This is a genomic window from Methanobacteriaceae archaeon, from assembly GCA_013403005.1.
In the GTDB taxonomy this organism is placed as follows: Archaea; Methanobacteriota; Methanobacteria; order Methanobacteriales; family Methanobacteriaceae; genus Methanobacterium.
In genome coordinates this window covers 127,941-153,641 of the sequence record JACBOA010000004.1, presented here as the reverse complement: position 1 = coordinate 153,641, position 25,701 = coordinate 127,941, and the positions used below count along the sequence as shown (strand labels likewise).

Here is a 25,701-nt window from a genome sequence, read left to right as displayed (position 1 = left end):
TAAATCCAGATTAACTTAAAACTTAATTAAGGCTTTAAAACAAAAATAAATTAAAATATGGAATTAAATTTAATATGAGAACATTCAAGGAGACTGCAAATGGAAAGAATCGAAGCCTTAAAACAGATTACAAGTCAACTGGATGATGAACTGGTAATCTGTAATATTGGATTCCCTTCCCGGGAGCTTTATCATGTTAAAGATTCTCCGAAACATTTTTACATGTTAGGATCAATGGGTATGGCATCATCCATTGGGTTGGGGCTGGCCATGGCCCAGAAAAGAAAAGTTGTGGTCTTTGATGGTGATGGCTCGGTTCTGATGAACCTGGGTAGCTTGGTGACCATCTACAATCAAAATCCCCAGAATCTGATCTTGGTGGTTTTGGACAATGAATGCTATGGCAGTACTGGAAACCAGTGCACCTACGCCGCTACCACCGACCTTAAAAAAATTGCAGAGGGTGTGGGATTTGAGAACACCTTCCTAATCAAAGAATCAAAAGAGAAAATTGATTTTTCACCATTTCTAAAATCTGAAGGGCCTGTTTTTGTCCATTTAAAGGTTAAAGCAGGTAATGCTGATGTTCCAGTGATTCCTATGGAACCTGAGGAGATTAAAGAACGTTTCATGAAGGAAATAATAGAAGAATAAAAAAAGGATTTTTCTAAAAGATCATCAGATTTTTAATACTCCCCCATTTTCATCATAATTATTCATTCCTTCCACTTATTCTTCCATTTATTTATTTTATCCTCCAAATCAAGATTAATCTTATTATAATCACATCTTCCGAGAATCCTCAGGACTAATCCTCAGGACTAACAGATTACGGTCTGTACTTTTTATTTTCGAATCCTCATTTTGAATCCCATTTATGATAAATAACCAGTTCATCAAGTTCTTTTCTACCCATCCCCCGTGGTTCCGCATCAGGATAACCCAGGGGAGTGAATAGAAGTGGTTCCATGTTATCGGGTACTTTAAGAACTTTTCTGGCTGCTTCAGCATCGAAGGCTGCTATCCAGCAGGTTCCAAGGCCCAGTTCAGTGGCGGCCAGTATTAGGTGGTCCATGGCAATGGTTGTATCTACATCTACATAGTTACGGCCGTCCCGACGAGTCCATGACTCTGATTTAACTGCACATGCACAGATAACCACAGGTGCCTGTGCAAACCATTCTGCAGGGTAAATCTTTTTTAATTCATCCTCTTTGCCTTTGGTTTTTACCACTATCAAACGGAAAGGTTGTTTATTCACTGCGGTGGGAGCTAGGCGAGCTGCATTTAACACTTTTTCCAGTTTTTCTTTTTCCACTTCTTTCGACTGGTAGCCACGTACACTGTATCTTTTTTTAATTAAATCCTGAAATTCCATGGGTTCAAACCCCCAATTTATCTGCATATTAATTTAATTCACATAATTACTCTTTTATCTGAGAGTTGTTAATAAATGCATCCTGAATCAGCTTCCCAATACTCTTTTAACTTCTTTTAAAAGTTCCGTGACTGGAAGTTTCTGTGAGCATAACTCCTCACACAACCCACACTCCACACAGTTGCCTGCCCTTTCTGTGTCTTTTAGCATGAAATAGTACTGTCCTTTAACTTCTGAATCATCTTCCAGCATGGCTGCCTGGTTCAGATAACTTAAACACTGGGGGATGTTAATCCCACTGGGGCAGGGCATACAGTAACCACACTTACTACAGTCCACCACTATCTTGGCCTGGTAAACTTCCTTCACCTCTTCCATTAATTCCCTTTCTTCAGTAGTTAGAGAGTGGGGCAATCCCTCTTCCGCATATAATAAATTTTCATTAAGCTGTTCTATGGTGGTCATTCCACTTAACACCGTGCTGATCTCAGGGATATCCCAGAGATATCTTAAAGCCCATTCAGCTGGTTTTCTCAAAACTGGAGAACTGTCCCATATATCTCGCACTTCTGGGGGGATGTGTTCTGCCAGAACACCTCCTTTAAGAGGTTCCATTACCGCCACTCCTAAGTTCTTTTCAGCAGCGTAGTTCAGACCTTCCTTACCAGCTTGGATGTTCTCATCCAGATAGTTGTATTGAATCAGGCACATGTCCCAGGAGTAGGAATCAACCACTTCCTTGAAAAAATCTGTTTCATCATGTGATGAAAATCCCACATATTTAATCCTACCATCTGAACGGGCAGAATCCAGAAATTCAAAGATTCCCAGAATTTCCAGATGAAACCAGCTCTTTTCCTTCAAAGAGTGCAAAAGGTAAAAATCAATCTGATCCGTCCTCAGGCGCTTTAATTGCTCATCCAAGTACATATCCATGTCTTCTTCATCTTTCAGTAGCCAGGTGGGTAATTTAGTGGATATGTGGATTTCATCCCGCCTATCATTTTCTGTGAAATATTCTCCTAAGAACACTTCACTGGCCCCTCCTTCAGAGTTGCTGAGGCCATGGTAAGGGTATGCTGTGTCCAAATAATTTATTCCATGTTCCAGAGCATGATCAAGTAAATTTGATGCCTTCTGGGCATCAATTTGGTCATATCTGCCCCGGGTTGGTAGCCTCATACATCCCATACCCAGTATGGATACTTTCTCACCAGTTTTACCCATATTACGGTAAAGCATTTAATAAAACCCCATAAACCTGGCAATAGGAAAAATAAAAGAAAATGTTAAAATTTGACAGGTTAACGTCTTCTCATTTCTAATTCATGATATAATTCATCTAAATCCACTCCTTTATAAACCAGGAGCAGTAAAGTGTGGAATATAAGATCTGCAGCTTCGGGTACCAGTTGTTGATTATTTTTGGATGCTATGATAACCTCCGCAGCCTCTTCCCCAATTTTTTCAAGAATCTTATCCTCAGCCAGTTTTTCATCGTCCTGCATTAGTTTTGAAGTGTATGAATCAATAGGAGAATCCCTTCTCTCCTCTAAAACATTATAAACTTCCCTGATAATTCTATCATTCATTTTTTAGCCCCTTTATCGATTTCCTTACGCAGGGGACCAGTTATGGCTATTAAAGGGTGCTGAGCATCATCAATGATCTCTATATCTTCCAATGTGAAAATACCTTCTTTATCAGCAGTTTTCTCCATTCCCAGCTTGATATCCTGATCCAGTGTTATTACATAGGAATCTATTTCTTCATATCCCAATTTAAGAGCAGCTACAGTTCGGTGATGCCCATCAACTAGTATATAACGATTTCCAGTCTTTACCACGATAGTTGGTTCGGCTAGTCCCCTTTTAAGTTCGTAGGTGCGGCCCTGAAGTTCATCAGCATAGACCCGGTTTTGGGTGGGTCTGAGCTTATCAATGGGTACTTTCTTATGAACCAGCCTGGTTTTTATATCATAGAGTTGTTCTAATGTTTTCTTGAAGTAACGAACTTTCATAGGAGTGGAACGTTCTATGTGGGAGCGTACGATGTCTGTGTTGGTGATTATACCCACCAAGTGACCTTCTTCATTTATAACTGGTAATCTTGAGATTCCCATACGAAACATCACCCTAGCAGCGTCATTTAAAGACATGGATTGGTCTGCTACCACGATATCTGTGGACATAATATCTTTAACCTCGTGTACCCATGGTTTGAGTAATAGATCAAAGGCAGTTACCATGCCAATGACTTCTCCATTGGTTTTAACCGGGAAACCATCGTGACCAGTCTGCTTCATGAGCTGGATCACTTCAGCATTAGGCGTGTCAGGGTTGACAGTTATAACATTCCGGGTCATGTAATCTTTAACCAGAGTGGAACTAGTCATTATAATCTCCTTTTTTTAGACTTTTTTTCCATATTATCTTATTATCACATTCTATTTTCACTATGCGGTGGTAAGGAACCATAGCTCCGTCAGCCATAATCATGAATCCTCCTTTTTGACCTTGAATATCAGTGAGGGGGATGGTTTTAAGGTTACCCTTAAGTCCTCTATGGGAATAAGTAATCCTGCACTTTTCTGAATCTTTTTCAGGATGCCATTTTAACATGTCCAGGATTCTTTTGGCCATAGGGATCAAACCTCCCCCTTAAAGCCGTATCTTGTTAATAATCATTATGGATCGAATTATAATCCCTTGTAAGTTATTTTTTCCTATTTTTTAAAACCTATTTTTTAAAATCAGTTATTTGCTTGGTCTTGGTGCCTGAGTTCTTCCTGCACTATCTGGTTGGTTTTTCCCGGGTCTGCCTTTCCCCGAGTTATACGCATAACCTGTCCCACCAGAAAGTTTAAAGCCTTGGATTTTCCTTCAAAATAATCGAAAACTGCTTCCGGGTTCTCTTGGATGGCTTGTTTCACTGCCTCCAGTACGATGTCATCTTCAACTACACCCACCAGTCCCATCTCTTCAGCAATTTGGCTTGGCATTTGGGGGTTTTTAGGGAGTTTTTCAATGATCCTCTGCCCGGCCTTGGTGGTTATTTTTTTATCCTGCAACATAGAGAGCAATTCCACTAGTTGTGCAGTTTTTATTTCACTTTCTTTGTAGGTGAGTTTGTTATAGGAAAGAACTCTTTTGAGTTCATCCCTCATCCACAATGCTGCAAATGAAGGGTCCACTTTTTTGGCCACTTCTTCAAAGGCATCAGCCAATTCCAACTCGGAGGTTATAACCTGAGCATGATCTTTTTTAATCCCATATTCCTCCACAAAACGTTCTGTCTTTATGTGGGCTGGTTCCGGCATTTTTTCCCTGATGGCTTCCACCCTTTCTTCTTCAGCCATCATTGGTGGAAGATCCGGATCTGGTATGTAACGGTAATCCTCTGCTTCCTCTTTAAGTCGCATGGGTACAGTTATCATCTGGGATTCCAGAAATGCACGTGTTTCCTGTTTTATTTCAATACCCCTTTTTAGGAGGTTCTTCTGACGGACCATTTCAAACTGCAAGGCTTTGTATGCTCCTTTTATAGAGTTGATATTTTTGATCTCAGCCCTTTTACCCCCTTCTAGGGAGATGTTTACATCAGCTCTCATGGTACCCTCTCCACGAGCACTTCCACTGTATTCAAGGACTCGGATGAGTTCTCTTAAAAATTTACGTGCTTCTTCAGGAGATTTCATGTCGGGTTCAGTTACGATCTCAATTAAAGGTATTCCTGATCGGTTGAAGTCAACTATGCCCATATCTGGTTTGTATTGACCTGGGTCCTCTTCCAGGTGCACCTCTCTGATGCGAACACCATTTAAATCTCCCTCGAATCCTATGGGAATAGAAGTTCTCTGGTATCCTGAGGGGAGATCAGGGTAGTCGTAGTGTTTCCTCAAGAAGTAGGTAACTTCAGGACTTATTTTACAGCCTAACATGAGGGCGATCATTACTGCCCCATCAAGGGCTGACTGGTTGGGAGGGTATGGTTTGGCTCCGGGCTGGTTTAAACACACGTAGCATATGTTGGTGTTGGGAGCTGCCTCCTGGTAGTTAGTGTGACATGTGCAGAACAGTTTTGATTCTGTTTCGAGTTGAACGTGGATTTCTAATCCGCATTTCATCTTAATAGCTATTCCTCCTATAAAATAACGAGTAAAATTTAAACCTTATACTTTGTTTTATTATTAAGACAACTAGTGATATATCTTTTTAGGAAGGGTTCCAGACCACTTCTGGGACTTTCACCCTCCAAACAATCAAGATCTGTGAAAGTTCCCACCAGTTCCCTGCCAGCCCAGCGAACCTCTTCCTCTACTCGCAGTCCATGCCGAGTCCCGAACATTTTGAATAAGGGAAATTTAGTGAGTCCATTAGCACCAGCCAGTATAAGTGGTCCTATATTGGCCAGATTATCCACCCAGGTTCCAGTGATGATCTCTAATTCAGGGAACTGTATTCGAGTGGCAGCCACTGTCCCGGCATAGTAGAGGGATGCAGGTTGAGGAGTATCAGCATAGGGTGTGTCTGGATGGGGGTTTAATGAGTAAAAAATGATACGATCAATTCCCAGTTCTTCAATCAGGTGAAATAAATAGCGAAGATCTTCAGGTGTTTCCCCCAACCCCAATATAATGGTTATGGCTTTTTTAAACCCTAAATCACCTGCATCTTGAAGCATGCTAGTTATCTCCTCCAGAGGTTTGCTGGGACATATTTTCCGATGGAGTTCCGGATTAGCCACTTCCACTGCACCAGTTACCCCAGTTACTTCTTCACCATAGGCATCAAGTTCGCTGGTTATGCCCACATTGAGCCATACCGGGTCTAGGGTTATCTGGTTGATTTCCTGGGCAATTTTCTTTATCTCAGTGGTGGTGAAAGCCCCATATCCTCCAGATAGGAATTCTATATTCCATCCCATACGGCGGACCATTTCTGCCTCGGCAAGTATAGCCTCCACTCGCCTCCGGGCCTTTTGAGGATCCCTTATAAGGGGTTTCTGGGAGGACATGTAACAGAAACTGCAGTCCCCCTTATCACACCACCATGAAAGGAATATGGCTCTTTCCAGAGTTATGTGATTTCCGTGTTTTTTGAGAGTGATCTTATTGGCTTCCTGGATTAGATCCAGAATTTCTTTGTTGTTTATTCTTTGGGTGAGATTCATTTTCCAACCATGAAATATTCAATTTCAATTAATTTTCAGTATTGATCTGATTTGCGGGTTATTTTTAGGCATTAAATTTTTATGGAATTTAAATAAGTTTAAATAAGTTAAAAACCCCAAAATCTTTATATTTATTCCTATGAATAATATTTTGGGATTAGATAGGACAACCTTTATATATGATTAACGTAAATGTTAAACTACGCTTAGTATGCTATATTCTATTAACTTGCCAACCCTGATAGGGTTTTGAAGGTTTAGTTAGCTTACATATATAGCCGCCGTAGCTCAGTAGGTAGAGCGTTCGGCTGTTAACCGATTGGTCACAGGTTCGAGCCCTGTCGGCGGCGCTCAAGGGCCCATAGCTTAGCCAGGTAGAGCGCCCGGCTCATAACCGGGCGGCCATGGGTTCGAACCCCATTGGGCCCATTTACCTGAATTCAGATAATTTACCTACAATATATTAATGATCTATTAATTTAGATATATTAATAGAATTAAAATTCATATAAAAACTAGCTCCGGTAGTGTAGTCCGGCCAATCATTTCGGCCTTTCGAGCCGAAGACTCGGGTTCGAATCCCGGCCGGAGCATTTTTCAATTTTATCATATTCAACTGCCCTTAGACTAATTTAGGTCTTGGATGACTGATTCAAGCCGAAATTAACCTAATTGCAGGGGTGCCCGAGCGGCCAAAGGGGACAGGCTTAGGACCTGTTGGCGTAGGCCTTCGAGGGTTCGAATCCCTTCCCCTGCACTCAAGTACACCCAAATTCATAAGGCCGGGGTGGGGTAGGTGGTTATCCTACGGGACTGTGGATCCCGCGACTCGGGTTCGAATCTCGGCCCCGGCCCCATACTTATCTGAATAATATGATTATTTTTACTAAATCTGGTACATTAATACAAAAACATACCCCAAGGACATATTCCACACTAAAAACACTATTTTTAATAGAAAAGTACTTATCCATCCTTAAGTATAAAATTTAACTAGTATAACCTATGGGGGGAGCCCTATGATCAAGATGGAAAGAACCTGCAGTTCCCTTAAGTGCGATGTGCTACATAAAGGAGAGTTAATTGGGAAAATGGAAGGAGTGAGTGTGACTCAGTGGTTTTTAAAAAATCATTACAATTACACTGGTGCTTTCTCCAGATTCATAACCGACAGACCAGAACTAAGCCGTTCAGGGATAAAAGTAGACATAATATTCAAAGACAGGAAAATCATAGCTAAAGATGCCTGTATAGGGTGGATACGAGGGCCAACTAAGAATGGAACCTTTTCTGCTAAAAGTATTGAATATGCAGATATTGACACCCATTAATTTCAGTAATACTCCATGATGCGGATATCCATTTTGAGTTGTGGTTGTGAATTACTGGGAGTTTAGAGTTTAATGAGCAAAACAGGATCCCGTGAAGAACGAGAACTGGTTAAAATGCTATGGGATGCTGATTGTGCAGCAATGCGCGCCCCAGCATCTGGCGGAGCAACAAAAAAACCACTCCCTGACATCATAGCAGGTAATGGTAAAATATACTTGGCTATAGAGGTTAAATCCTCTTCAAAGGATCGTATTTATATTAATTCTGATAAGATAGATGCATTAGTTGAATTTGCAGAGATTTTCGGAGCCCAACCATATATTGGAGCCAAATTCTCCCGCAAAAAATGGCGTTTTTTAACTCCTGACCTACTTCACCAAACCCGACAGAACAACTACCGGGTGGATGTAGATCTGGCTTTCCATAAAGGATTGGAATTTGATGAAATTTTAGGAAAAGATAAACAAGTGAAATTTTGAAATATTCCAATTGAACCTCATAAAACCCTTTAGTTTTTTAAAAAATACTATTTTTTAATTATATCACAAATTCAATTATAAAATAAATGGAATGAATATGAAATGTAATCCTTTTTTGAAATTAAAATGTTAAGATTTGTTATTACCGTCTTTATCCAGATCTGCATTTTCCATTTCTGTTTCCTTGGATTCTTTATAAGCTAAAACTGCTGCATAAGCCACGCCAAGAACTAATGGTCCAATTATGAATCCTACAAGTCCCATGAGAAGTGGTCCGCATATGAATCCTAACAGGAATATCATGGGATGTACATCTGCGTATCTACCTGAGATCTGGGGTCGCATGTACATGTCCAGCACGCTCAGAAAGATGCTTAAAAAAACCACCAGTATCATGCGTATGTAATTTCCGTTGAAAAGGTCATAGAGGGCTAAAACAGTATAGGTGGGCCAATGTCCAATGAATGGAATCACCTGGAAGAATCCAGTTATAATTCCCAAGAATAAGGAGTAAGGATAACCTAAAAGGTAGAAACCTATTCCAGAAATAACACCCACTATCATGGCAGTTAGGAAGTGTCCTAAGAAAATACTCTTTAAAACATTGTCTGTTTCCCGGAAGAGGTTGTCAAAAAATCCTTTTCTATCATGAGGTATCACAAAATCAACATATTTCCACAATAGGTGGCCATCTCGAGCTAAGTAGAATGTTGCTGCAAAGAACACGAATAGCTCCAATGCCAGATTAGGGATGGATTGAACCAGACTAACCAGATATGATACTACTCCTTTGAGGATGTCCGACAAGGCAGCCTCCAGAATTCCGGAAGCAGAACCCAAATAGGGGTAAACACTGGATGGTACGTACTGCTGGAACTGGGGGGAGTTCTGTATAGATGCGGTGGTTATATTACCCAGATTCATGGCTTTTGCAGCATCTAAAATTGATGGGGCAGACTGTATCAGTGCATTAATGCAGTAGATGACAATGATAACTAAAGGGAGAATCACTATCACCATGGTCACAGCTATTGCCAGTGACTGGAATTTAAGATATGGTTGAATCTTCTTAGAAATAGGGCGCACTGCATAGGCAAAAACAGCTGCTAGAACAATCATGCTCAGCATAGGAGTAAGAACAACTAAGGATAACAATATAAGAACTGCCATTACAAATAAAGCTGATGTCAGAGTTCCTTTAAGTTTGTAAATCATATCAGTTATCCTTCCATCTATTCATATTATTGCCTAACATTATTGCATAAGCTATTTAATTATGCACACGTTTTATCCTAGGGTAAGCATTATTTTTAAAGATCCTTGAATAATGATGAAATATACAATGAAGTACTGCATTAAAACTTCAACTTGAAGTAGCTTGAAATAAACTGTCACCTTCACCTTTTTAATGAAGAATATGAAATTCCATCACTCAATTAAAATGTTTTTTTAATTCCTGAAGAATCTCTCCGGTAGTTTCCAAACTCAGTTACCATTTTTAGCTGGTCAGTCCATAACACCGGACCCTCAACACATATTCTCCAGCCCACATCATCCACACAGCACTGCCCACAGATTCCCAGAGCACATTTCATATATCGTTCCAGGGAAAACTGGCCAGGTAACTGGTAACGGTTGGATATAGCAAAGAGCTTCTTCATCATTATCTCCGGCCCACAAACCACCATCATATCATAATCTTCATTTTTTATTAGTTTCTCTGCCAGTTCCGTGGCAAAACCACAGAACCCGTGACTACCATCATCAGTTGTGGGAAGCACATTAGCCCCTGTGATTTCCAGACGTTCCTGGAAGAGTATTTCTCCCTTGGTGGTGGCTGCAGTTACAACATCCACCTCTACACCCCTTCGTGAGGCTTCCTCGGTGAAGGCAGAAATGGGTGCCATTCCAATTCCACCACCAACTGCCAGAACCCGTGAACCTGCTATTTCGAATCCATTTCCATAGGGACCTCTTAAACCTAATTTATCATTTTCCTGAAGTTTATGCAGTGATTTGGTAAATGTACCTACCATTTTAACTGAAACACCTATCTCATCATTAACTGGATCGATAATGGAGATTGACATGGGTTTTTCATCTGCGAAATTCCATAACATTAAAAACTGGCCCGGAGTCTCATCAGTAACTTCCCATGGGAAAATAAAAGTTTTCACCGTGGGTGTTTCTTCAATTATCCTATTAATTTTTATTACCTGTGGAAAATTCATGATGCTATCTCCTTAAAAGTAATCCTATCTAGATTAAAGTGGTTGTTTTCCTATTCATGGGCCAAACCCACCATTTCCTCCACAGTCTGGTAACCTTTATCAGTCATGAACTTCTGAAGGCTGCTGTTTATGCGGCTGAAAACTTCCATTCCCCTGTACATTACTGCTGTTCCAATCTGAACGCAGCTGGCTCCGGCGTATAAAAATTCCACCACGTCATTACCATTCATGATACCACCCACCCCCATTATGGGTAGATTAACTCTTTGGTGAACCTGATACACACAGTGAAGAGCAACTGGTTTAATGGCAGGTCCGGACATTCCTCCGAAACGGTTGGAGAGTACTGGTCTTGCTGTTTCCAGGTCGATCCTCATGCCCGGACCCAGGGAGTTGATGAGGGTCAGTGCATCCGCCCCTCCATCTTCTGCTGCTTGGGCAATTTCCACAATATCTGTGACATTAGGAGTTAATTTGACTATAACCGGTGATTTAACTGATTTTTTAACTGCTTTTACAACTTGAGTGGTTAGATCTGGATTCTGACCTATGGATGCTCCGCAACCCTCCATGGCATGGGGGCAGGATATGTTCAGTTCCAAGGCATCCACCATGTTTTCCACCCTACTTGCAATGTGGGCAAATTCTTCTGGTGTTGAACCATATATTGAGGCTATTTGGGGGACTTTCCCCTCCAGTTTTTCGAGTTCCTTTCTGAAGTTTTCCACTCCCGGGTTGGATAATCCTATGGCATTGATTATACCTCCCTCCACCTCTACAGTGGTGGGATTGGGGTAGCCCTTGTTGGGTTCCATTCCAAAAGATTTGGTTACCACCGCCCCAGCTCCGCTTCTAGCAGCCCAGTTAAGGGATGCGGCTGTGCTTCCCAGCACCCCCGCAGCTAAAACTGTGGGATTTTTCATTTTAATATCACATATTTCCACTTCCAGCATGATCACACCTTTGTATGGAAGTTATTAATCTTCATAATTCATTTCCAGTAGCTCAAAGCTTTATAATTATATTACAATTCTAAATGTGTAATGATTACTCCCAAATGAAATTATGAATAAATTCATTTTTTGGAAGGTTTAAATCCTCTTAGGTACACATTAAATCTATGAAGTGTTATGTAGTTAGTTGTTTCGCTGGCTTCTTGGCCTTAGATGATGATTTTAACCTACTGGATTATGAACTTTTCCCACATGCAGAACTCCTGGAACAATGGAGAAAAATAGAGAATGTTGATAAGAACCCCTATGAGACCACTTTTCTGGATAGAATTGGTAAAATATGTGATGAGATCATAATTGAAACCAATAAAAGCAGCTATCACTACCAAAACCTTAAATATCATCATAAATTCACATTGCAAATCCCCAGTAAAGGTGGAGATTACCTGCGCTCCAACTTGAGGGAGCTTCTCATTGAAGCTGGTTTTATTAACTCCCCCAGTGAGTTCAATGATATTATTCGTAAGTTATCTATAGATTTAACCGAACTAAAGCTTAAGGAGTCTTCAGAATCAGATGATCTATTACTCATCCAGGGTATCCAGGCCATTGAGGAATTGGAGGAGTCTGAAGTTAAACTGGTTGAGAGGATTAGGGAATGGTATCCCATTCACTTCCCGGAAATGGATGAAATAAGGGATCATTCCCGATACGTGGAGCTGGTGGCTGAATACGGAAATCGTGAATCAATTCTAAATGCAGGTTTATTTGGTTTGAATATTGTTGATTCAGATAAAAGTTTGGGTGCAGAGTTATCTGAAGCGGATCTGGAGGTGATTCAAGGATTTGCCAGGACTATCAAATCCATCCAGGACTCGAAAAAGTCAACCACCGAATATGTTGATGTGAAAATGAAGGAAATTGCACCTAATCTAAGGGATCTTCTGGGAGCATCATTGGGCGCAAAGTTAATTGCCCATACTGGAGGTATTAAAAGATTAGCCCTACTGCCTTCCAGTGCAGTGCAGATTTTAGGGGCAGAAAAAGCCCTTTTCCGTCATCTTAAAACTGGTGAAAAACCACCTAAACACGGTTTGATATACCAGCACCCGGATGTGCGTGGCTCCAGATGGTGGGTTAGGGGGAAAATTGCCAGGTTGCTAGCAGGCAGGATCAGTTTGGCTGTGCGGAAGGACTATTTTTCAGGTGAATTGGATCCTTCCATTAAAGAAGGGTTTGAAGAGAAATTGGAAAAGATAAAAAAGGACCACCCCTTCCCTAAAAGGACTGAAAAGTCTAAAAAGAAGAGAATTAAAAAGAGAAAGAAAAAAAAGGACAAATTTCGTTACCGGAAAGATGATTATTCTTATTGAATTTCTTATAAAATGATATCTGAAGGATGTTTATAAAAATGATTCAATTAGAATATATTGGAACCATTATTGAATTAGAACCATTATAAAAACACCAGATTACGTAAAATTTTCGAGTTGACCCATTTCGGTAAGATTTCAATTACTATAAAAATAATCGATTGTATGAGGAAAGCAAAAAATGGATTATAATCTAAAAATCAGGGATAAATTAAGGGGAATATATGAAATAGACGGTCATCTGGCCACTCGAAACTTTACACCCGGATTGAGGGTTTACGGGGAGAAACTGATAGAATATGAGGATGTGGAGTATAGGCTGTGGGATCCTCGACGTTCAAAACTTGCAGCAGCCCTACTGAACGGTTTGGAAAACCTCAAAATACAGATGGATTCAAAAATTCTTTACTTAGGGGCTTCGGCAGGTACCACACCATCCCATATCTCGGATATCGTAACTGAAGGTTTGATTTACTGTGTGGAGTTCTCACCACGCATGATGAGGGAGTTTTTAACCGTTTGCAGGGAAAGAGAAAACATGATACCTTTACTGGAAGACGCCAGCAAACCCCAGAACTACCTACCATTAATGGAAAAGGTGGATTTAATCTATTCTGATGTAGCCCAACCCAATCAAACTGAGATATTCATGGATAATATGCGTATGTTTCTTTCTAACGATGGACAGGGTGTTTTCATGGTTAAGGCCCGTAGTATTGATGTAACCCGCAAACCAAGACAAATATTCCGTGAAGAGGCCTCCAAATTAAAAGAGCATGGATTCAGAGTGGTGGAGAAGGTTGATCTGAACCCTTTTGAGAAGGACCACCGGTGTCTGGTTTGCGAGTTTGCTTTTTAGTTTAAAATTTAGTTTCTTAAATGTTTTCAAGAAGAATATAAATTTTAAAGATACAGATAAAGAATATAGATCATAATTTATCTGGAAAGAACAACTAATAAAGATTTAGTCTGAATGAATAGTCTAGAATGAATCATAATGCTAAATAATCCTTTCTATGATTCTACCAACAACCAGGCGTGCTATTTCTTCTTTGGTGCTTAAGGGTACATCCCAAACCTCATCATCAATCAGAACCACTTTATTCTGGTCTGAGCCGAATCCTGCTCCCTCTTCAGCCACATCGTTGGCCACCATCAGGTCCGCACCAGACTCTATCATCCTTTTCCTTGCAGATTCCACTAGTTCATCTCTAGAGACATCGTACTCCGCTTTGAACCCAACCAAGTACAGGGCAGGGTTTTGTTCTTTGGCCTGATTAATTATTTTAGGGGTAGGCTGTAGTTTAAGGGTGAGATGGTCAGTGGATGATATTTTGGAGTCATTGGTTTCCACTGTAAAATCAGATACTGCAGCTGCAGATATGAACACATCATGATCTATTAGTATTTTTTCGAGTTCTTCCTGCATCTGGTAGGTGGATTCTATTTTGATTTGATTAAATATACTGGGAACAGCCACTTCCATCCTCCCGGTAATCATGGTAACTTCAGCACCACGACGGAAGGCTTCTTTTGCCAGTTCAAGGCCCATCTTACCGGAGCTGCGATTAGTTATACCTCGGATGGGATCAATTTCCTCATAAGTACCTCCGGCACTCACCAGAACTTTACGTCCCTCCAGACCACCTGCAGATGTTGATTTTTCAACTTGAAGCACTATATCGTCTATTGGAGGGAACTTAGCTTTGTTTTCTTCTTTTTTAGGTTCTATGAAGATTGTGCCCTGATTTTTAAGTTTCTGGATGTTCTCATCCACTGCTAAGTACATGGACTGGTGCATGGATGGTACAAAAATAATGGGAGTATCGTAACCACTGGCAGTTAAAAGTAAAGTGCTGATGGGGTTATCTGCAATTTTATATGCGAATTTGCTGATTATATTAGCTGTGGCTGGTGCTACCAGAATAAGATCATCAGCAGCGTATTTAACATGCTCTATTTTTCCTGTAAGGTGGGTAATCACCTTCTCTCCGGTGGCGAATTCCAGAGCATAGGGATTGATAATATCACAGGCACCGTCACTCATGAAGCATTTGACTTGGAATCCTTTCCTTTTTAATTCTCTGGCCAGTTTTACTGTTTCAACCGCAGCAACACTACCCGTGACACAGAGTATAATTCTCATATAATCCAAACCCGCATTGAACTCCTAAATATCCCCGATTCTTATAACTTCTAAGTCATGGTTAATACAAAGGTTAATAACAAATATTAGTATTTCCTCATTTTTTAACCACTTAGATCATGATAAATTTAGTTTAAATTTAGTCAGGATTCATAGTAAATCAGTTATTACGGTCAATAACCACCAGTGTTTTCTCTCCAGTTAACTCCTGAATAATACTATTTAAAATATCCAGTTTAGCAGGTAATCGTCGGGAATCCTCTCTTCTGACGCGTATTTTGAATTTTTCTTCCCCATCTTTCCCATATACAATGTTAATCCCTGAAATACGGGCGGGTGCTATTATATCAGTGGCTACAGCTTTAAGATCGGAGTTTTCTCCAACCACCCTCACTTTCCTGCCCACGGTTTTGGATATTTCCCTTACAATTTTACCTCCCTTACCTATGAGTTTACCCACTTGGTCTTTTTCAGTGATGATGATAAGCACATCTCCTATCTCAATGGTTTTTTTAAAACCAATTTTACCATCACCCACTCGGTAGAGGATTTTTGCAATGTCCAAGTCAAGCTGACTGATTTCTCCGTTTTTCAGCTTATTCTCACAACCCTGACATAACATTCCGCTCTTCAAACAGACATCGCATACTGGCAATACCATTTTCCATTCCTCCTTAATTTATTAGTGGATAATCCTAAAGGTCTCTTAATGAAACCAAGAATTATTATATTAAAACCTTCACAACCTTCACAATCCCCATGTGTTTTTTATAGTGTGTCCACCTAATTGTAAGGTTTAAAGACTTTTTTAATTCCTAGATTAGCTTAAATGATAGAATCAAGCCTAAAATTTCAAAATTACCATGATTAGGATGATCACAGGATTGTATAAAATAAAAGCAGATTTATTGACCAACTGTCCACACTCTGCCCTGTGAAGATAGTATTATAACAGATCATATTCTATCAGGTTTAGCATATAAAATTTTTGTATGCAACACCCCCTGTGTTTTTTACTGTAAGTATCCAATTCAAGTGAATAACTAAAACTCAACTGGATGTGAGTAAAACTCTAATAACAATAAAATACTCAATTGATACACCCGAGAAGGATGAGTTGATTAGGTGATTCTAGACTAAATAAAGTTTGTTTAAATGATTATGAGAAAATATGATTATAATAAAATGATTTAAATCAATAAATGTTGAAAATATTTGCAGTATCAGCGAAAAACTGAATAAAAAAATTATTAGCTTTTATGCTTGGAATGAATTAATTACCATATCAAAATTGGGTTGCTGGGCATCGTAGTCCTCAACCTTGGCACTGGCCAATATTACATAAATAGTGTTACCCTTCTGTAACCATACTGCCCGATACTTTTTTAAAACCCCTGATTCTGAAGAGGTGTATACTGTTTCAAAAACCTGAACACCATTTAGAATGAAATTCCCATCAGATACCTTGGTTTTACCCGTGTTGTTGAAGAATTTCGCGTAGTTTTGCTCGTAGGCAGTTTGAAGATTGTAGTAATTGGGATTATCGTATCTCTGTATTACCACTGAAGTGGTGGGGTTTCCATTGATTACAGTGAGGGGATCTCCCACTGCTGCCACACCATTGGGTGAAGTAACTGTTGCCACACCCCATGAACTGGGATATTGGAAAAAAACACCGTTTTGGGTGAAATTATTGGAAACGTTGTTTTTTGCCTCGTTGGTGACACATCCAGATACCAGGACCACCAAGACGAGGGTTACCATTAGGGGGAGAATTTTATTCATAAAAAAACACCTATTTAAAATAAATTCTATTTTCATTACATATAAAAATATATTATTCCCATATTAAGTAGTTCCCATTGAGAATAGTTCATTTGTTGTCTTATTCCATTTTTTTAATCATCATATTCGCTCGGAATGAATTTTCAAATAATATCATTATAAGCATGATAAAAAAAAAGGGATAATTCACCATATGATGGTATCCCTTATTTAGCCACTTCCAGAGTTACTTTGAGTTGTACTGGAGGTTGTACTCTGAGTATTAGTTGGATTTTGAGTGACCTCCGGAGTGCTTTCCGTGGTCTCAACAGGTGCTTCCGTGGTTTCAGTAACAGTCTGGGTTTTTTGAGTGGTTTTAGTGGTGCTTACATTGGTGGTAGAGGTAGTGTTGTTGGCTGGGGGAAAAGCACTTGAATTTACCACCATGGAAACTTGAGGTGCTTCTGATGGCTGGGGGAAAAACAAAGACCCCATAGAAGTTCCCACAATGAATGCTAAAATAATAAAAGCAACCAATCCTATTTTTGCCCTCTTACCAAACCATTCACGGCTTGGTATGTCTTTATCCTTTATAGAATCTGGATTGGTGATGTATTTCCTGAACATTTCCTCTTTTTCAGCCTCATCAGCAAGTTTTTTCTCCTCTTCTTGTTGATCAGACCAGTAGTCCAGGGATTTTTCCGATCCCATTCTACCCTGCATTCTGCGCACATGTTCTGCTGCTTGCAGGGTTTCCATTTTCTGCCCTAAATCTCTTTTACGGGCAAAATATTCTTTTTTGGATATGTTTCCTTTGCTGTATTCACGTTCAAGCTCTTCAAATTCTTTTTTGAGCTTTCTCTTATCTAAAACTATTTTAATCATCTCCTTCTTGAGGATATGATCCTAGAATTTTTATGTATCCTACCTTTGATTTTATATTATTTATAACATTCATAATTTTTAAATCCTTACGGTGACCCTCTAAATCCACAAAGAAGATATAGCTTCCCAGTTTTTCCTTGGATGGTCTGGACTCTATTTTGGTTAAATTTATATTTTCTCTGGCAAATTCACCCAGTATCTCGTACAGTCCTCCGGGACGATCCTTAGAAAGGCACAAAACCAGTGAGGTTTTATCTTTACCTGTAGGAGTATGATCATGCCTGTCAATAACTACAAAACGGGTCATGTTGTTGGCATGGTCCTGAATATCTCGAGCCGCAATTTTCAGACCGTATATCTCTGCAGCCCGACTGGTGCCAATGGCTGCCAGGTTTTTATGGCCGATTATCATCTCAGCAGCAGCTGCAGTGCTGCTCACAGCCTGGGTCTTAACTCCCATTTTTTCTAAAAACAATCGACATTGAGATAATGGTTGGTGATGGGAATAAACCAATTCAACATCCTTCAAATCCGTACCAGGATTTATGAGTAGGTTATGGCTTATGGGGATTACTATTTCACCAGTTATTTTCAAAAGGTACTGATGGGTTAACAGATCCAGGGTTACACCTACTGATCCTTCGATGGAGTTCTCAATGGGAACCACTCCCAAGTCCACTTCTCCAACATGGACTGCTTCAAAGACTTCAGGTATAGTTTCATAGGGCACTAATTCCCCATTTAGGGTGGATGCTGCTTCTTCAGTGAAGGTCCCTGCCGGTCCGAAAAATCCTATTTTCATAAATAAACCTTTTTAAAATCCAGCTATTAATATATATTCAATGTTATGTGTGATCTGAATTTGATTCTAATTAAATTTTGATATATAAACTAGTTTTAAATTAGAAGAGGTTAAAAACTTGTTAGTAGAATTCTCCTTTTAAGATTAGTATTCCATTAATATAATCCGCCTTTAAGATAATTATTCATCTTATCTGTAGTGGACTGATGTATTCTTCTTATAACTGCTTTACCATCTTTTACCTCAGCCAGTGTGGCCATTACCTTCAAATCCCTCAAATGGCGGATGAATTCCTCTGCTTCTTCTTCACTATCCACCTCAATTACCAGATCCTCGGCTGCCACTTCACCACTTTTAACATGTTCTATGGTTTCAAGCATGGGGTACAATATGGACTCTCCCAGCCGCATAGCCCTATCCCTGAGCTGTTGGGAGGATTCTTCCATTTCATAGGCTTGGAATCCTTCTCTTATTATCCTGCTGAACAAAAATGCCTGAGCTAGGTCGAAGGGGAAACTCAGAGCATATTCCAGTTCTGATGCTTGGGCTTGGGATGAGGTGTACTTTAAAGGTTCCAGTTGCATCTGGGGGTCTTTTATCACCACTCCCTCCCGGTTGTTCTCACCTAACTCCCTTACCAGGGTCATTATCTCCCCTGCTGCCTCTTCAACTGGAAAAACACCCAGTAGATTCACGGGTTGTAGATCATAATCTTTTAGTAACTCCCGTTTAACCATTACTGGTAAGGGATGGTTGGTGAGTTTCTCTCTCACATCAAATATGCGGAATCCCAGTTTTCCTATTTCTGGATAGTAATGTGATACATATGGGTTTAAGGTTCCCACCATTTCACCACATATAACCTTTTCCGGGTGCTCCTGGAAGAAGTGGCTTAAATCTAGTATTTCATTGGCTTTTTTAGTAGTGTAAGGACAGATATAACCTCCTCTGGTGAAGGCAATGATTTGATGGTTCACCAAAGCTATGCGAACGTTATAACCATTCATCTTCTCTTCTACTGCTACCTGATCTGGGAAATGTTTTTCCAGTGCCGGGTGCAACAGTAGAGTTCTTCTTATCTTGGGAAATCCTCTTATAACTTCTATTTCGTCCCCATCGATGACCATAGTGCCAGGTTCTATTGATCCTAATCCTTTCCGGAATTGAACAGCTTCTAAACCATGACTCTGGTATTTTTTAATAATTCCCTTCCAGTATGCTTCTTCTAACTTCAGAGGAGGAATATCCAAGATCTTGGATACTTCTCCCTCACTGAGAAGGTTTGGGATGTTTTTCTCTCTCATAATTTTTCATATTAATTTTAAGTAATTTCCTGTAGTAGAACTATGTTCGAGGAAAAATTCCTTTTTTTATAATATCTTTTTTTAAAAAAAAATTAAAATATAAGTGGGAAATTTGAAATGTGGAGATTTTAAATCTCTCATTGTTTATAGGCTTATTTAGATTCCCACTTTAAACTTTCTAGCAAAATATTCAGAGGCGAATCACACCTCCAAAAAATTCCACCAAGCCTTCCGATACAGATTCCATTGGAAATATTCTACCACAACTTTTCCACTGGAATTTTCTACTTCAGACTCTTCGTATATTAAAAGGATCTCTTTTTTAGACTTTTCTAGTAGAATCACTCCCTTTAAAAAATTCTACCTTAGACTTTTTCCAGTTCAACTATTAGTTTCAGGAAATCAGTTTTGGTGATTATTCCTGTCATTCCCTCATCACCAGTAACTGGCAGGCCACTGAAGTTCTCATCCAGCATTATACGTGCAGCCTGGGAGACTGGTTCTTCTTCAGTTATGGTCTTAACGTTTTGAACCATTACATCCTCTACCAGGAGATTCCTGATTCTGGCGGGTTTGTATTTGTCTGGAACTACTTTGCGGAAGGACATCATGGCCAATGCTATGTCTTTGGCAGTGATCATTCCCTGGAGTTCTCCATTCTCCATCACAGGTAATCGTCCCACATCCTGGTCGATGATGAGTCTGCGAGCATGTACCAGCCTGTCCTGCGGTCCAACAGTTGTTATGTCTGTTTTCATCCGCTCTTTAACTGTGATTTCAGTGAAGGGTCTTCCCTGACAGGTGTCCAGAAAGTCGCTTTTGGTGAGCATTCCGATGATGTTTCCAGATTCCATGACGGTTAGACCACCAATTCCATTTTCTAGCATGGTTTCTGCAGCTGTTGCCAGTGTTTGGTTAGCTTCAGCAGTTAATGGGTGGGGTGTCATCACTGTGGATACATGGAAGTGTGAGGGTGCTAAATTACCATATTTTGATGAACCAAGACGCATGGCTATGTCTTTTTCTGTTATAATGCCCACTAGTTCTTTTTGATGGTTCTGGTTGGTGTTTATGACTGGTAGTCGGGATATTTTGTGTTTTTTCATTAATTTAAGTGCGTCGTGGATGTTCTGGTCTTTATCTACCACTATAACTTCTTTAGCCATTATATCTTTGACATGCATTTTATATACCCTCCAGTTTACTGGATTCCCCGGATTATATCCGTTTTAGTTATTATTCCCACCAGTTCATTGTCATTAACCACTGGAATTCCACTCACATCCTCTTTAACCATTATATCAGCTGCAATAGCGGAATCTTCATCTGAACTTATTTTTATGAGGTGGTTGGTCATGATATCTCCTGCTGTAACCATAGACACCTCACGGACATTTCTTTTCTCCTGACCGTCGATTTTGCGCAGGAATGCTATTTTCTCCACACTCACCCCGGTTTCAGGATCTTCCACATTGGCAAAGGATATGTTAGCAGAGGTTATGATGCCCACTGGCTCGTTATCCCTCATTACAATGACTTTACCTATTTTATTATCTTCCATTATACTTATTACATGACCTATGCTGTGATTTTCATTTACGGTTATCACTTCACGAGTCATGAGCTGTGAAACTTTCCATTTACCTGCGTATTTCTGTCGGTAGAAGTTCATGAGGTCACTTTTAGTTACGATCCCCACTACCTCGTTTTCATCAATTACTGGTATGGAACTGATGTCATTTTTGATCATAAGTTCCACTGCCTCCCTTATTTCCCGATAGGGATTGATGGTTATGGGATTGGGAGTCATAACCCTGCGAATAGATATTTTATCTATGGGTCTTCTTTTCCATTGGGGTCCGTTAGCCCTCATTTTTCTTATCAAGTCTTTTTCTGTTAATATGCCCACTGGTTTACCTTCCTGGTCAACCACTAAAATACGGCTGTAGCCGTGTTTGAGCATGAGGTTTCGGGCGTGACTTACTTGTTCGTTTTCTTCGGCTAATATTACTTCTTCGTTCATTACATCCTCGATTTTCATCATGCTACTCGCCCCTAAAAAATTTTAAATGAACCGTGTTATGAACTCACGGCTCTTAATATGTCACTTTCAGTTATTATTCCCTGTAATTCTCCATTTTGAACTACTGGCAGGCCTCCAATACCTTTCTCTTCCATTAAATCACACACATCTCCCAGGCGGGTGATGGGATTGGCAGTGACTACTTCTACTTCCATAATCTCGGTTATGGTGGTGTTTAGGATTTCTTCACCACTGTTGGTTACCATGTGATGGAAGGCACTGTTTTTACCTAAAAATTCCAGGATATCAGTGGCGGTGACTATGCCTACTATCTTATCTTCTTCAGGGTGTGGTGTTTTACGTTCTTCACCTACTACAGGGATTCTTCGGAGTTTGTTTCGGACCATTATCTTTGATGCACCCTCTATTCGGGTTCCAGGAGTGGTGGTGATGACATTATTGTTCATGTAGTCTTCAACTTTCTCATCAGTGAGTACTCCTGCCATTAATAACACAATATCTCTTTCAGACACTATGCCTGCTATTTTATGGTCTGAATCCACTATTGGCAGGGCACCTACCCCTTTAGTGGTCATCTTAGTTACAGCATTGGTTATGGAGTCTTTGGTGTTGATGGTTTCAACATCACGAGTCATGATCAGCTTCACTGGCTCATTTATAGCTGCCGGAAAGTTATCATGGTGTTTTTCCTCCAGAATCTTGTACTTGTCTCCACCTCCTAAAAAGTCCAGAATATCCATGGAGGTAACTATTCCCAGAAGCTTCTCACTACCAGGATCAGTTATGGGAAGCCTTCTGAACTTGTTTTTCACCATTATTTCAGCTGCTTCCTTTATAGTGGCGGTTTGAGGTGCTTTTACCACCTTTTTCGTTGCTATGCTCATCACGTCTCCCTCATGCTGGGATTCGTGGGTTTCAAATTCCAATGGACCGCGATCCATTGACTTCACCAGGTTTATGGTTTGTTTTTTTCTCATCTATACACCTCTATTATTAGAGATAAACTTTATTTAGTGATTCAGTCAAAAAATGACAATAACATTTAAAATTGGAGATTGTCTTGAAAAAGTGAGTTGTTCATCTGAAAAAATATGGAGACCACTTAAAAATAGTTTAACACCCCTTTGGGATAATTTTCCAGATAAAGGGCAGGATATCAGTTGAGATATGACCATAAAATATCTTCCCTTGAAACTATACCAATCAGATCGGCTTCTTTAGCTCTTCGGGGTTCTCTTTTTATGTATATTGGATTTTTTACAATTGGAAGACGTCCAATATCATATTCCAATATTATTTCTGCGGCTTCTCGGGTAAGGGTGTGGGATGTTGCCACTACTGGTGGGGTTTTCATGATCTTCTCCACCCTAACTGAACCCCTGGTTTCATGGGACTCAGACTCCAGGGCCATTCTAACATTTCCAGAATTGATAATGTCCATCCTGGTGATGATTCCTATGATTTTATTATTTTTCATCACTGGAAGGCCTGAAAAGCCGGTTTCATCCATTTTTTTCCAGACTTGGGAGATCAGATCATCATAATTGCAGGTTACCACATCAGACACGGTGATTTCTTTCAGTTGTTCATTGCTTGGTATGGCACCGTTGTAGAGAAAGTTCCTTAAAATATCAGATACAGTTATTATTCCCACCAGATGCATGTCATCCTGAGATTCAACGACTGGAGCACATATGGTGTCTGCTTTCATGATTTCACGGGCGATATGAGTTAAATCCATATCAGGGGTGGCTATTACTCGGGGGTGTTCCATTATTCCCCGGGCATCAATGTTGGATTTGGTTGAGGATATGTTCAAAATATCTCCACGAGTAATAATGCCTTCTAACCGGTTTTTTGATACTACTGGTATGGTGCGTAATCCTTCTTCACGAAAAATGGATCTAACTTTGGTGGCATGAGTATCCACCGACACGGTGACAGGATCTGGGGTCATTATCCGCTCCACCGGGTTCAAAATTATTCACCTTCTAATTCGTCTTTGCACTCATCACACACGTATTTTCCATCAACTTCATCCAGGTAGTCCAGATAATTTCCACATAATTCACAGGTCCCGGGTACTGATTTTTCACCAGAAGCATAATCTATCTGGTTAGACATCCTGGCGTTTTCCACCAGTATCTCGGTGAGTTCTGGTGAAACTGCCATTACATCTGTGGAAGTTAATATGCCAACGAGAAGTCCGTTATTTACCACTGGCAGCCTTCTAATACTGTTTTTTGCCATTATTCTCGCTGCTTCATTGAGGTCGCATCCGGGATCGATTTTTATGAGGTTTTTGGTCATGACCTCGCCAACGGTTATCTGGCTGGCCTGAATGTCCCTGGAGACAACCTTAGTAATAATATCACTTTCAGTTACCAGTCCTTCTGGTTCTGAATCACTCTTAATAATGAGACTTCCAATGCCCTTCTGGCTCATTATGGCCGCAGCTTGGGCTATGCTGGTCTTTGGGTCTACAGTTATCACCTTTGATGTCATGGCGTCGTGTACAGTCACTTGGGTATCCATTTCCATCTCAATACCTCCTATCTTAGGTTAAGAAGCTTATGAACCTGGGGTATGGTTAAAACGCTTAGATGTTCTCCTGCCTTCTCAGAAATTTCCAGTAATTTATGAGTTTTTCCAGCCCATAATTCCAGCGGACTTACCGGCTGAATAAACATTGGTATTTTTGATTTATCCGGAATTTCCGCCTTTATTCTGGCGGCTATAGAACTCACGGTGTCCGTTGGTGTGGAGGGCTGTACTACCAACTTACAGTAACTATCTATGCCCTTTTCTATTAATATCTTTACCGATTCAATTTCCCTATTCAGGAGATCATCCCAGTTAGAAACCGCCTCATGTTCCGGTAATTTTATATCCAGCGACACGTAATGGATTAAATCCTTTAATTTTTCTATTTCATAAGGTAAAGACCCGTTTGTTTCTAAAAGAGCTGGTAAACTATGTTTTTCCAGGAAATTCCTAATAAAATCCGTGTGTAATAAGGGTTCTCCTCCAGTAAGTGAAATAGAATGGAAATCAGGAGTTATTAGTTCATCTATTTTTTCATATAAGGTATCAACTGTAAATTCATCACCATAATCAGGATTGCGGCTTAAAGGGGTGTCACAGTAGTTGCAGTTCAGGTTGCATCCACTGAATCTGACAAATACTTGTCTCCTGCCTATGAGCTTCCCTTCACCTTGAATACTGGAGAATACTTCAGAAATACGGGCTTTGATATGAATCCCCCATTATTCAGCTTTTTTGGTATAATAAGCACCCTGACCTATTCCTTCGTTTACGCAGATTTCCAGGCTTTTGATGTGCAAGTGGTGCTTTGATAATTCATGGAAAAGTTTCTCAGCAAAGTATTCCGCTAGATCCTCTGCTGAAGTGGATGGTAAAGGCAGGAGACAACAATCTTCCCTGGGAATTTTATACTCCTTATCACCAATGGAAAATTCTACCGAATCTTCAATGCTTTTGAAATCTATTGCTTTACTATTTTCTGGTAAGAGTAGTTTGTGATCCATTTTCTTGCATATATCCCTCACCAGTCCTTTGACTGTTTTAAAATCCACCACAAATCCAAACTCTCCTCCCCGTTCACCATCAACTTTAACATCCACAATGTAAGAGTGGCCATGAATACCCCCACAGAATTCATGGCAGGGAATCATATGGGCGGATGCAAATCTTAAATTAGCGTGTATTCCGTTTATGACAATTTTCATTTTTTAAACCTTCTTGAAAAATTTTCAACCTTAAATCCTGCTAAATTCAATAATATTAGCTGATTTTTTTCTTTGGACCTTTATTTTTA

28 protein-coding genes and 5 tRNA genes are annotated in these 25,701 nt (G+C 40.0%); 10 read left to right on the top strand and 23 right to left on the bottom strand.

Going from position 1 to position 25,701, the window contains the following annotated elements:
* Positions 1-99: 99 nt before the first annotated feature.
* Complete coding sequence (comE, locus tag HVN35_04895) at positions 100-654, top strand: sulfopyruvate decarboxylase subunit beta (GenBank protein NYB51874.1); 555 nt, start codon at positions 100-102, stop codon at positions 652-654.
* Positions 655-859: 205 nt separating this feature from the next.
* Here the strand turns inward: comE and HVN35_04890 are convergent, their stop codons facing one another.
* The 7 genes from HVN35_04890 to HVN35_04860 form a co-directional block, all read right to left on the bottom strand.
* Positions 860-1,378 (bottom strand): nitroreductase family protein, encoded by a 519-nt coding sequence (locus tag HVN35_04890; protein NYB51873.1) that lies wholly within the window; start codon positions 1,376-1,378, stop codon positions 860-862.
* Between the two features lie 87 nt (positions 1,379-1,465).
* Complete coding sequence (locus HVN35_04885) at positions 1,466-2,620, bottom strand: aldo/keto reductase (protein ID NYB51872.1); 1,155 nt, start codon at positions 2,618-2,620, stop codon at positions 1,466-1,468.
* Positions 2,621-2,682: 62 nt separating this feature from the next.
* Complete coding sequence (locus HVN35_04880; protein NYB51871.1) at positions 2,683-2,970, bottom strand: phosphoribosyl-ATP diphosphatase; 288 nt, start codon at positions 2,968-2,970, stop codon at positions 2,683-2,685.
* Positions 2,967-3,773 carry a CBS domain-containing protein gene (locus tag HVN35_04875; protein NYB51870.1) on the bottom strand — a complete coding sequence of 269 codons (807 nt, stop codon included), beginning with the start codon at positions 3,771-3,773 and terminating at the stop codon, positions 2,967-2,969. The genes HVN35_04880 and HVN35_04875 overlap by 4 nt, the downstream gene beginning before the upstream one ends.
* On the bottom strand, positions 3,766-4,020 hold the full coding sequence (locus HVN35_04870; GenBank protein NYB51869.1) for a DUF504 domain-containing protein: 255 nt from the start codon (positions 4,018-4,020) through the stop codon (positions 3,766-3,768). The genes HVN35_04875 and HVN35_04870 overlap by 8 nt, the downstream gene beginning before the upstream one ends.
* A 110-nt stretch (positions 4,021-4,130) precedes the next feature.
* A complete protein-coding gene (gene gatB / locus HVN35_04865; protein NYB51868.1) occupies positions 4,131-5,504 on the bottom strand; it encodes an Asp-tRNA(Asn)/Glu-tRNA(Gln) amidotransferase subunit GatB in 1,374 nt (457 codons plus the stop codon).
* Between the two features lie 38 nt (positions 5,505-5,542).
* Positions 5,543-6,550: a radical SAM protein gene (locus HVN35_04860; GenBank protein ID NYB51867.1), complete on the bottom strand. Its 1,008-nt coding sequence runs from the start codon at positions 6,548-6,550 to the stop codon at positions 5,543-5,545.
* Between the two features lie 277 nt (positions 6,551-6,827).
* Here HVN35_04860 and HVN35_04855 point away from each other — a divergent pair.
* The 7 genes from HVN35_04855 to HVN35_04825 all read left to right on the top strand — a co-directional run bounded on the left by HVN35_04855 (position 6,828) and on the right by HVN35_04825 (position 8,361).
* Positions 6,828-6,900: transfer RNA gene (locus HVN35_04855), tRNA-Asn, on the top strand.
* Between the two features lie 5 nt (positions 6,901-6,905).
* A tRNA-Ile gene (locus HVN35_04850) sits at positions 6,906-6,979 on the top strand.
* Between the two features lie 89 nt (positions 6,980-7,068).
* A tRNA-Glu gene (locus tag HVN35_04845) sits at positions 7,069-7,143 on the top strand.
* Between the two features lie 81 nt (positions 7,144-7,224).
* A tRNA-Leu gene (locus tag HVN35_04840) sits at positions 7,225-7,307 on the top strand.
* A gap of 24 nt (positions 7,308-7,331) precedes the next feature.
* A tRNA-His gene (locus HVN35_04835) sits at positions 7,332-7,407 on the top strand.
* 162 nt (positions 7,408-7,569) lie between these two features.
* The gene (locus HVN35_04830; GenBank protein NYB51866.1) at positions 7,570-7,881 is read left to right on the top strand and encodes a hypothetical protein; all 312 of its coding nucleotides are present in this window, start codon (positions 7,570-7,572) and stop codon (positions 7,879-7,881) included.
* Between the two features lie 72 nt (positions 7,882-7,953).
* Entirely contained in the window at positions 7,954-8,361 is a 408-nt protein-coding gene (locus tag HVN35_04825; protein NYB51865.1) for a Holliday junction resolvase, read from the top strand.
* Positions 8,362-8,490: 129 nt separating this feature from the next.
* Here HVN35_04825 and HVN35_04820 read toward each other — a convergent pair whose 3' ends face one another.
* The 3 genes from HVN35_04820 to HVN35_04810 form a co-directional block, all read right to left on the bottom strand.
* Positions 8,491-9,576, bottom strand: a complete 1,086-nt coding sequence (locus HVN35_04820) for an AI-2E family transporter (protein ID NYB51864.1) — start codon at positions 9,574-9,576, stop codon at positions 8,491-8,493.
* Between the two features lie 221 nt (positions 9,577-9,797).
* Positions 9,798-10,592 (bottom strand): dihydroorotate dehydrogenase electron transfer subunit, encoded by a 795-nt coding sequence (locus HVN35_04815; GenBank protein NYB51863.1) that lies wholly within the window; start codon positions 10,590-10,592, stop codon positions 9,798-9,800.
* Positions 10,593-10,642: 50 nt separating this feature from the next.
* The gene (locus HVN35_04810) at positions 10,643-11,545 is read right to left on the bottom strand and encodes a dihydroorotate dehydrogenase (GenBank protein ID NYB51862.1); all 903 of its coding nucleotides are present in this window, start codon (positions 11,543-11,545) and stop codon (positions 10,643-10,645) included.
* A gap of 167 nt (positions 11,546-11,712) precedes the next feature.
* Between HVN35_04810 and HVN35_04805 the strand changes: the two genes are divergently transcribed.
* A complete protein-coding gene (locus HVN35_04805) occupies positions 11,713-12,918 on the top strand; it encodes an ATP-binding protein (protein ID NYB51861.1) in 1,206 nt (401 codons plus the stop codon).
* Positions 12,919-13,099: 181 nt separating this feature from the next.
* Positions 13,100-13,777, top strand: coding sequence for a fibrillarin-like rRNA/tRNA 2'-O-methyltransferase (locus HVN35_04800; protein NYB51860.1), 678 nt, complete (start codon positions 13,100-13,102; stop codon positions 13,775-13,777).
* A gap of 141 nt (positions 13,778-13,918) precedes the next feature.
* Here HVN35_04800 and coaBC read toward each other — a convergent pair whose 3' ends face one another.
* The 13 genes from coaBC to HVN35_04735 all read right to left on the bottom strand — a co-directional run bounded on the left by coaBC (position 13,919) and on the right by HVN35_04735 (position 25,612).
* Positions 13,919-15,064, bottom strand: a complete 1,146-nt coding sequence (coaBC, locus tag HVN35_04795; protein ID NYB51859.1) for a bifunctional phosphopantothenoylcysteine decarboxylase/phosphopantothenate--cysteine ligase CoaBC — start codon at positions 15,062-15,064, stop codon at positions 13,919-13,921.
* A gap of 160 nt (positions 15,065-15,224) precedes the next feature.
* Positions 15,225-15,725, bottom strand: a complete 501-nt coding sequence (locus tag HVN35_04790; GenBank protein ID NYB51858.1) for a transcription elongation factor NusA — start codon at positions 15,723-15,725, stop codon at positions 15,225-15,227.
* 596 nt (positions 15,726-16,321) lie between these two features.
* Entirely contained in the window at positions 16,322-16,849 is a 528-nt protein-coding gene (locus tag HVN35_04785) for a hypothetical protein (GenBank protein NYB51857.1), read from the bottom strand.
* Between the two features lie 210 nt (positions 16,850-17,059).
* The gene (locus tag HVN35_04780) at positions 17,060-17,713 is read right to left on the bottom strand and encodes a hypothetical protein (GenBank protein NYB51856.1); all 654 of its coding nucleotides are present in this window, start codon (positions 17,711-17,713) and stop codon (positions 17,060-17,062) included.
* On the bottom strand, positions 17,706-18,515 hold the full coding sequence (gene pheA / locus HVN35_04775; GenBank protein NYB51855.1) for a prephenate dehydratase: 810 nt from the start codon (positions 18,513-18,515) through the stop codon (positions 17,706-17,708). The genes HVN35_04780 and pheA overlap by 8 nt, the downstream gene beginning before the upstream one ends.
* A gap of 155 nt (positions 18,516-18,670) precedes the next feature.
* Positions 18,671-19,819 carry an RNA ligase gene (locus HVN35_04770; GenBank protein ID NYB51854.1) on the bottom strand — a complete coding sequence of 383 codons (1,149 nt, stop codon included), beginning with the start codon at positions 19,817-19,819 and terminating at the stop codon, positions 18,671-18,673.
* 365 nt (positions 19,820-20,184) lie between these two features.
* Positions 20,185-21,003 (bottom strand): CBS domain-containing protein, encoded by an 819-nt coding sequence (locus HVN35_04765; protein NYB51853.1) that lies wholly within the window; start codon positions 21,001-21,003, stop codon positions 20,185-20,187.
* 17 nt (positions 21,004-21,020) lie between these two features.
* Positions 21,021-21,860, bottom strand: coding sequence for a CBS domain-containing protein (locus HVN35_04760; GenBank protein NYB51852.1), 840 nt, complete (start codon positions 21,858-21,860; stop codon positions 21,021-21,023).
* Between the two features lie 38 nt (positions 21,861-21,898).
* Positions 21,899-22,840: a CBS domain-containing protein gene (locus HVN35_04755; GenBank protein ID NYB51851.1), complete on the bottom strand. Its 942-nt coding sequence runs from the start codon at positions 22,838-22,840 to the stop codon at positions 21,899-21,901.
* A 179-nt stretch (positions 22,841-23,019) separates the two neighbouring features.
* Entirely contained in the window at positions 23,020-23,841 is an 822-nt protein-coding gene (locus HVN35_04750) for a CBS domain-containing protein (protein ID NYB51850.1), read from the bottom strand.
* 2 nt (positions 23,842-23,843) lie between these two features.
* Positions 23,844-24,404, bottom strand: a complete 561-nt coding sequence (locus HVN35_04745) for a CBS domain-containing protein (protein ID NYB51849.1) — start codon at positions 24,402-24,404, stop codon at positions 23,844-23,846.
* 11 nt (positions 24,405-24,415) lie between these two features.
* Positions 24,416-25,117 (bottom strand): 7-carboxy-7-deazaguanine synthase QueE, encoded by a 702-nt coding sequence (locus HVN35_04740; protein NYB51848.1) that lies wholly within the window; start codon positions 25,115-25,117, stop codon positions 24,416-24,418.
* A 12-nt stretch (positions 25,118-25,129) separates the two neighbouring features.
* On the bottom strand, positions 25,130-25,612 hold the full coding sequence (locus HVN35_04735) for a 6-carboxytetrahydropterin synthase (protein ID NYB51847.1): 483 nt from the start codon (positions 25,610-25,612) through the stop codon (positions 25,130-25,132).
* Positions 25,613-25,701 lie beyond the last annotated feature (89 nt).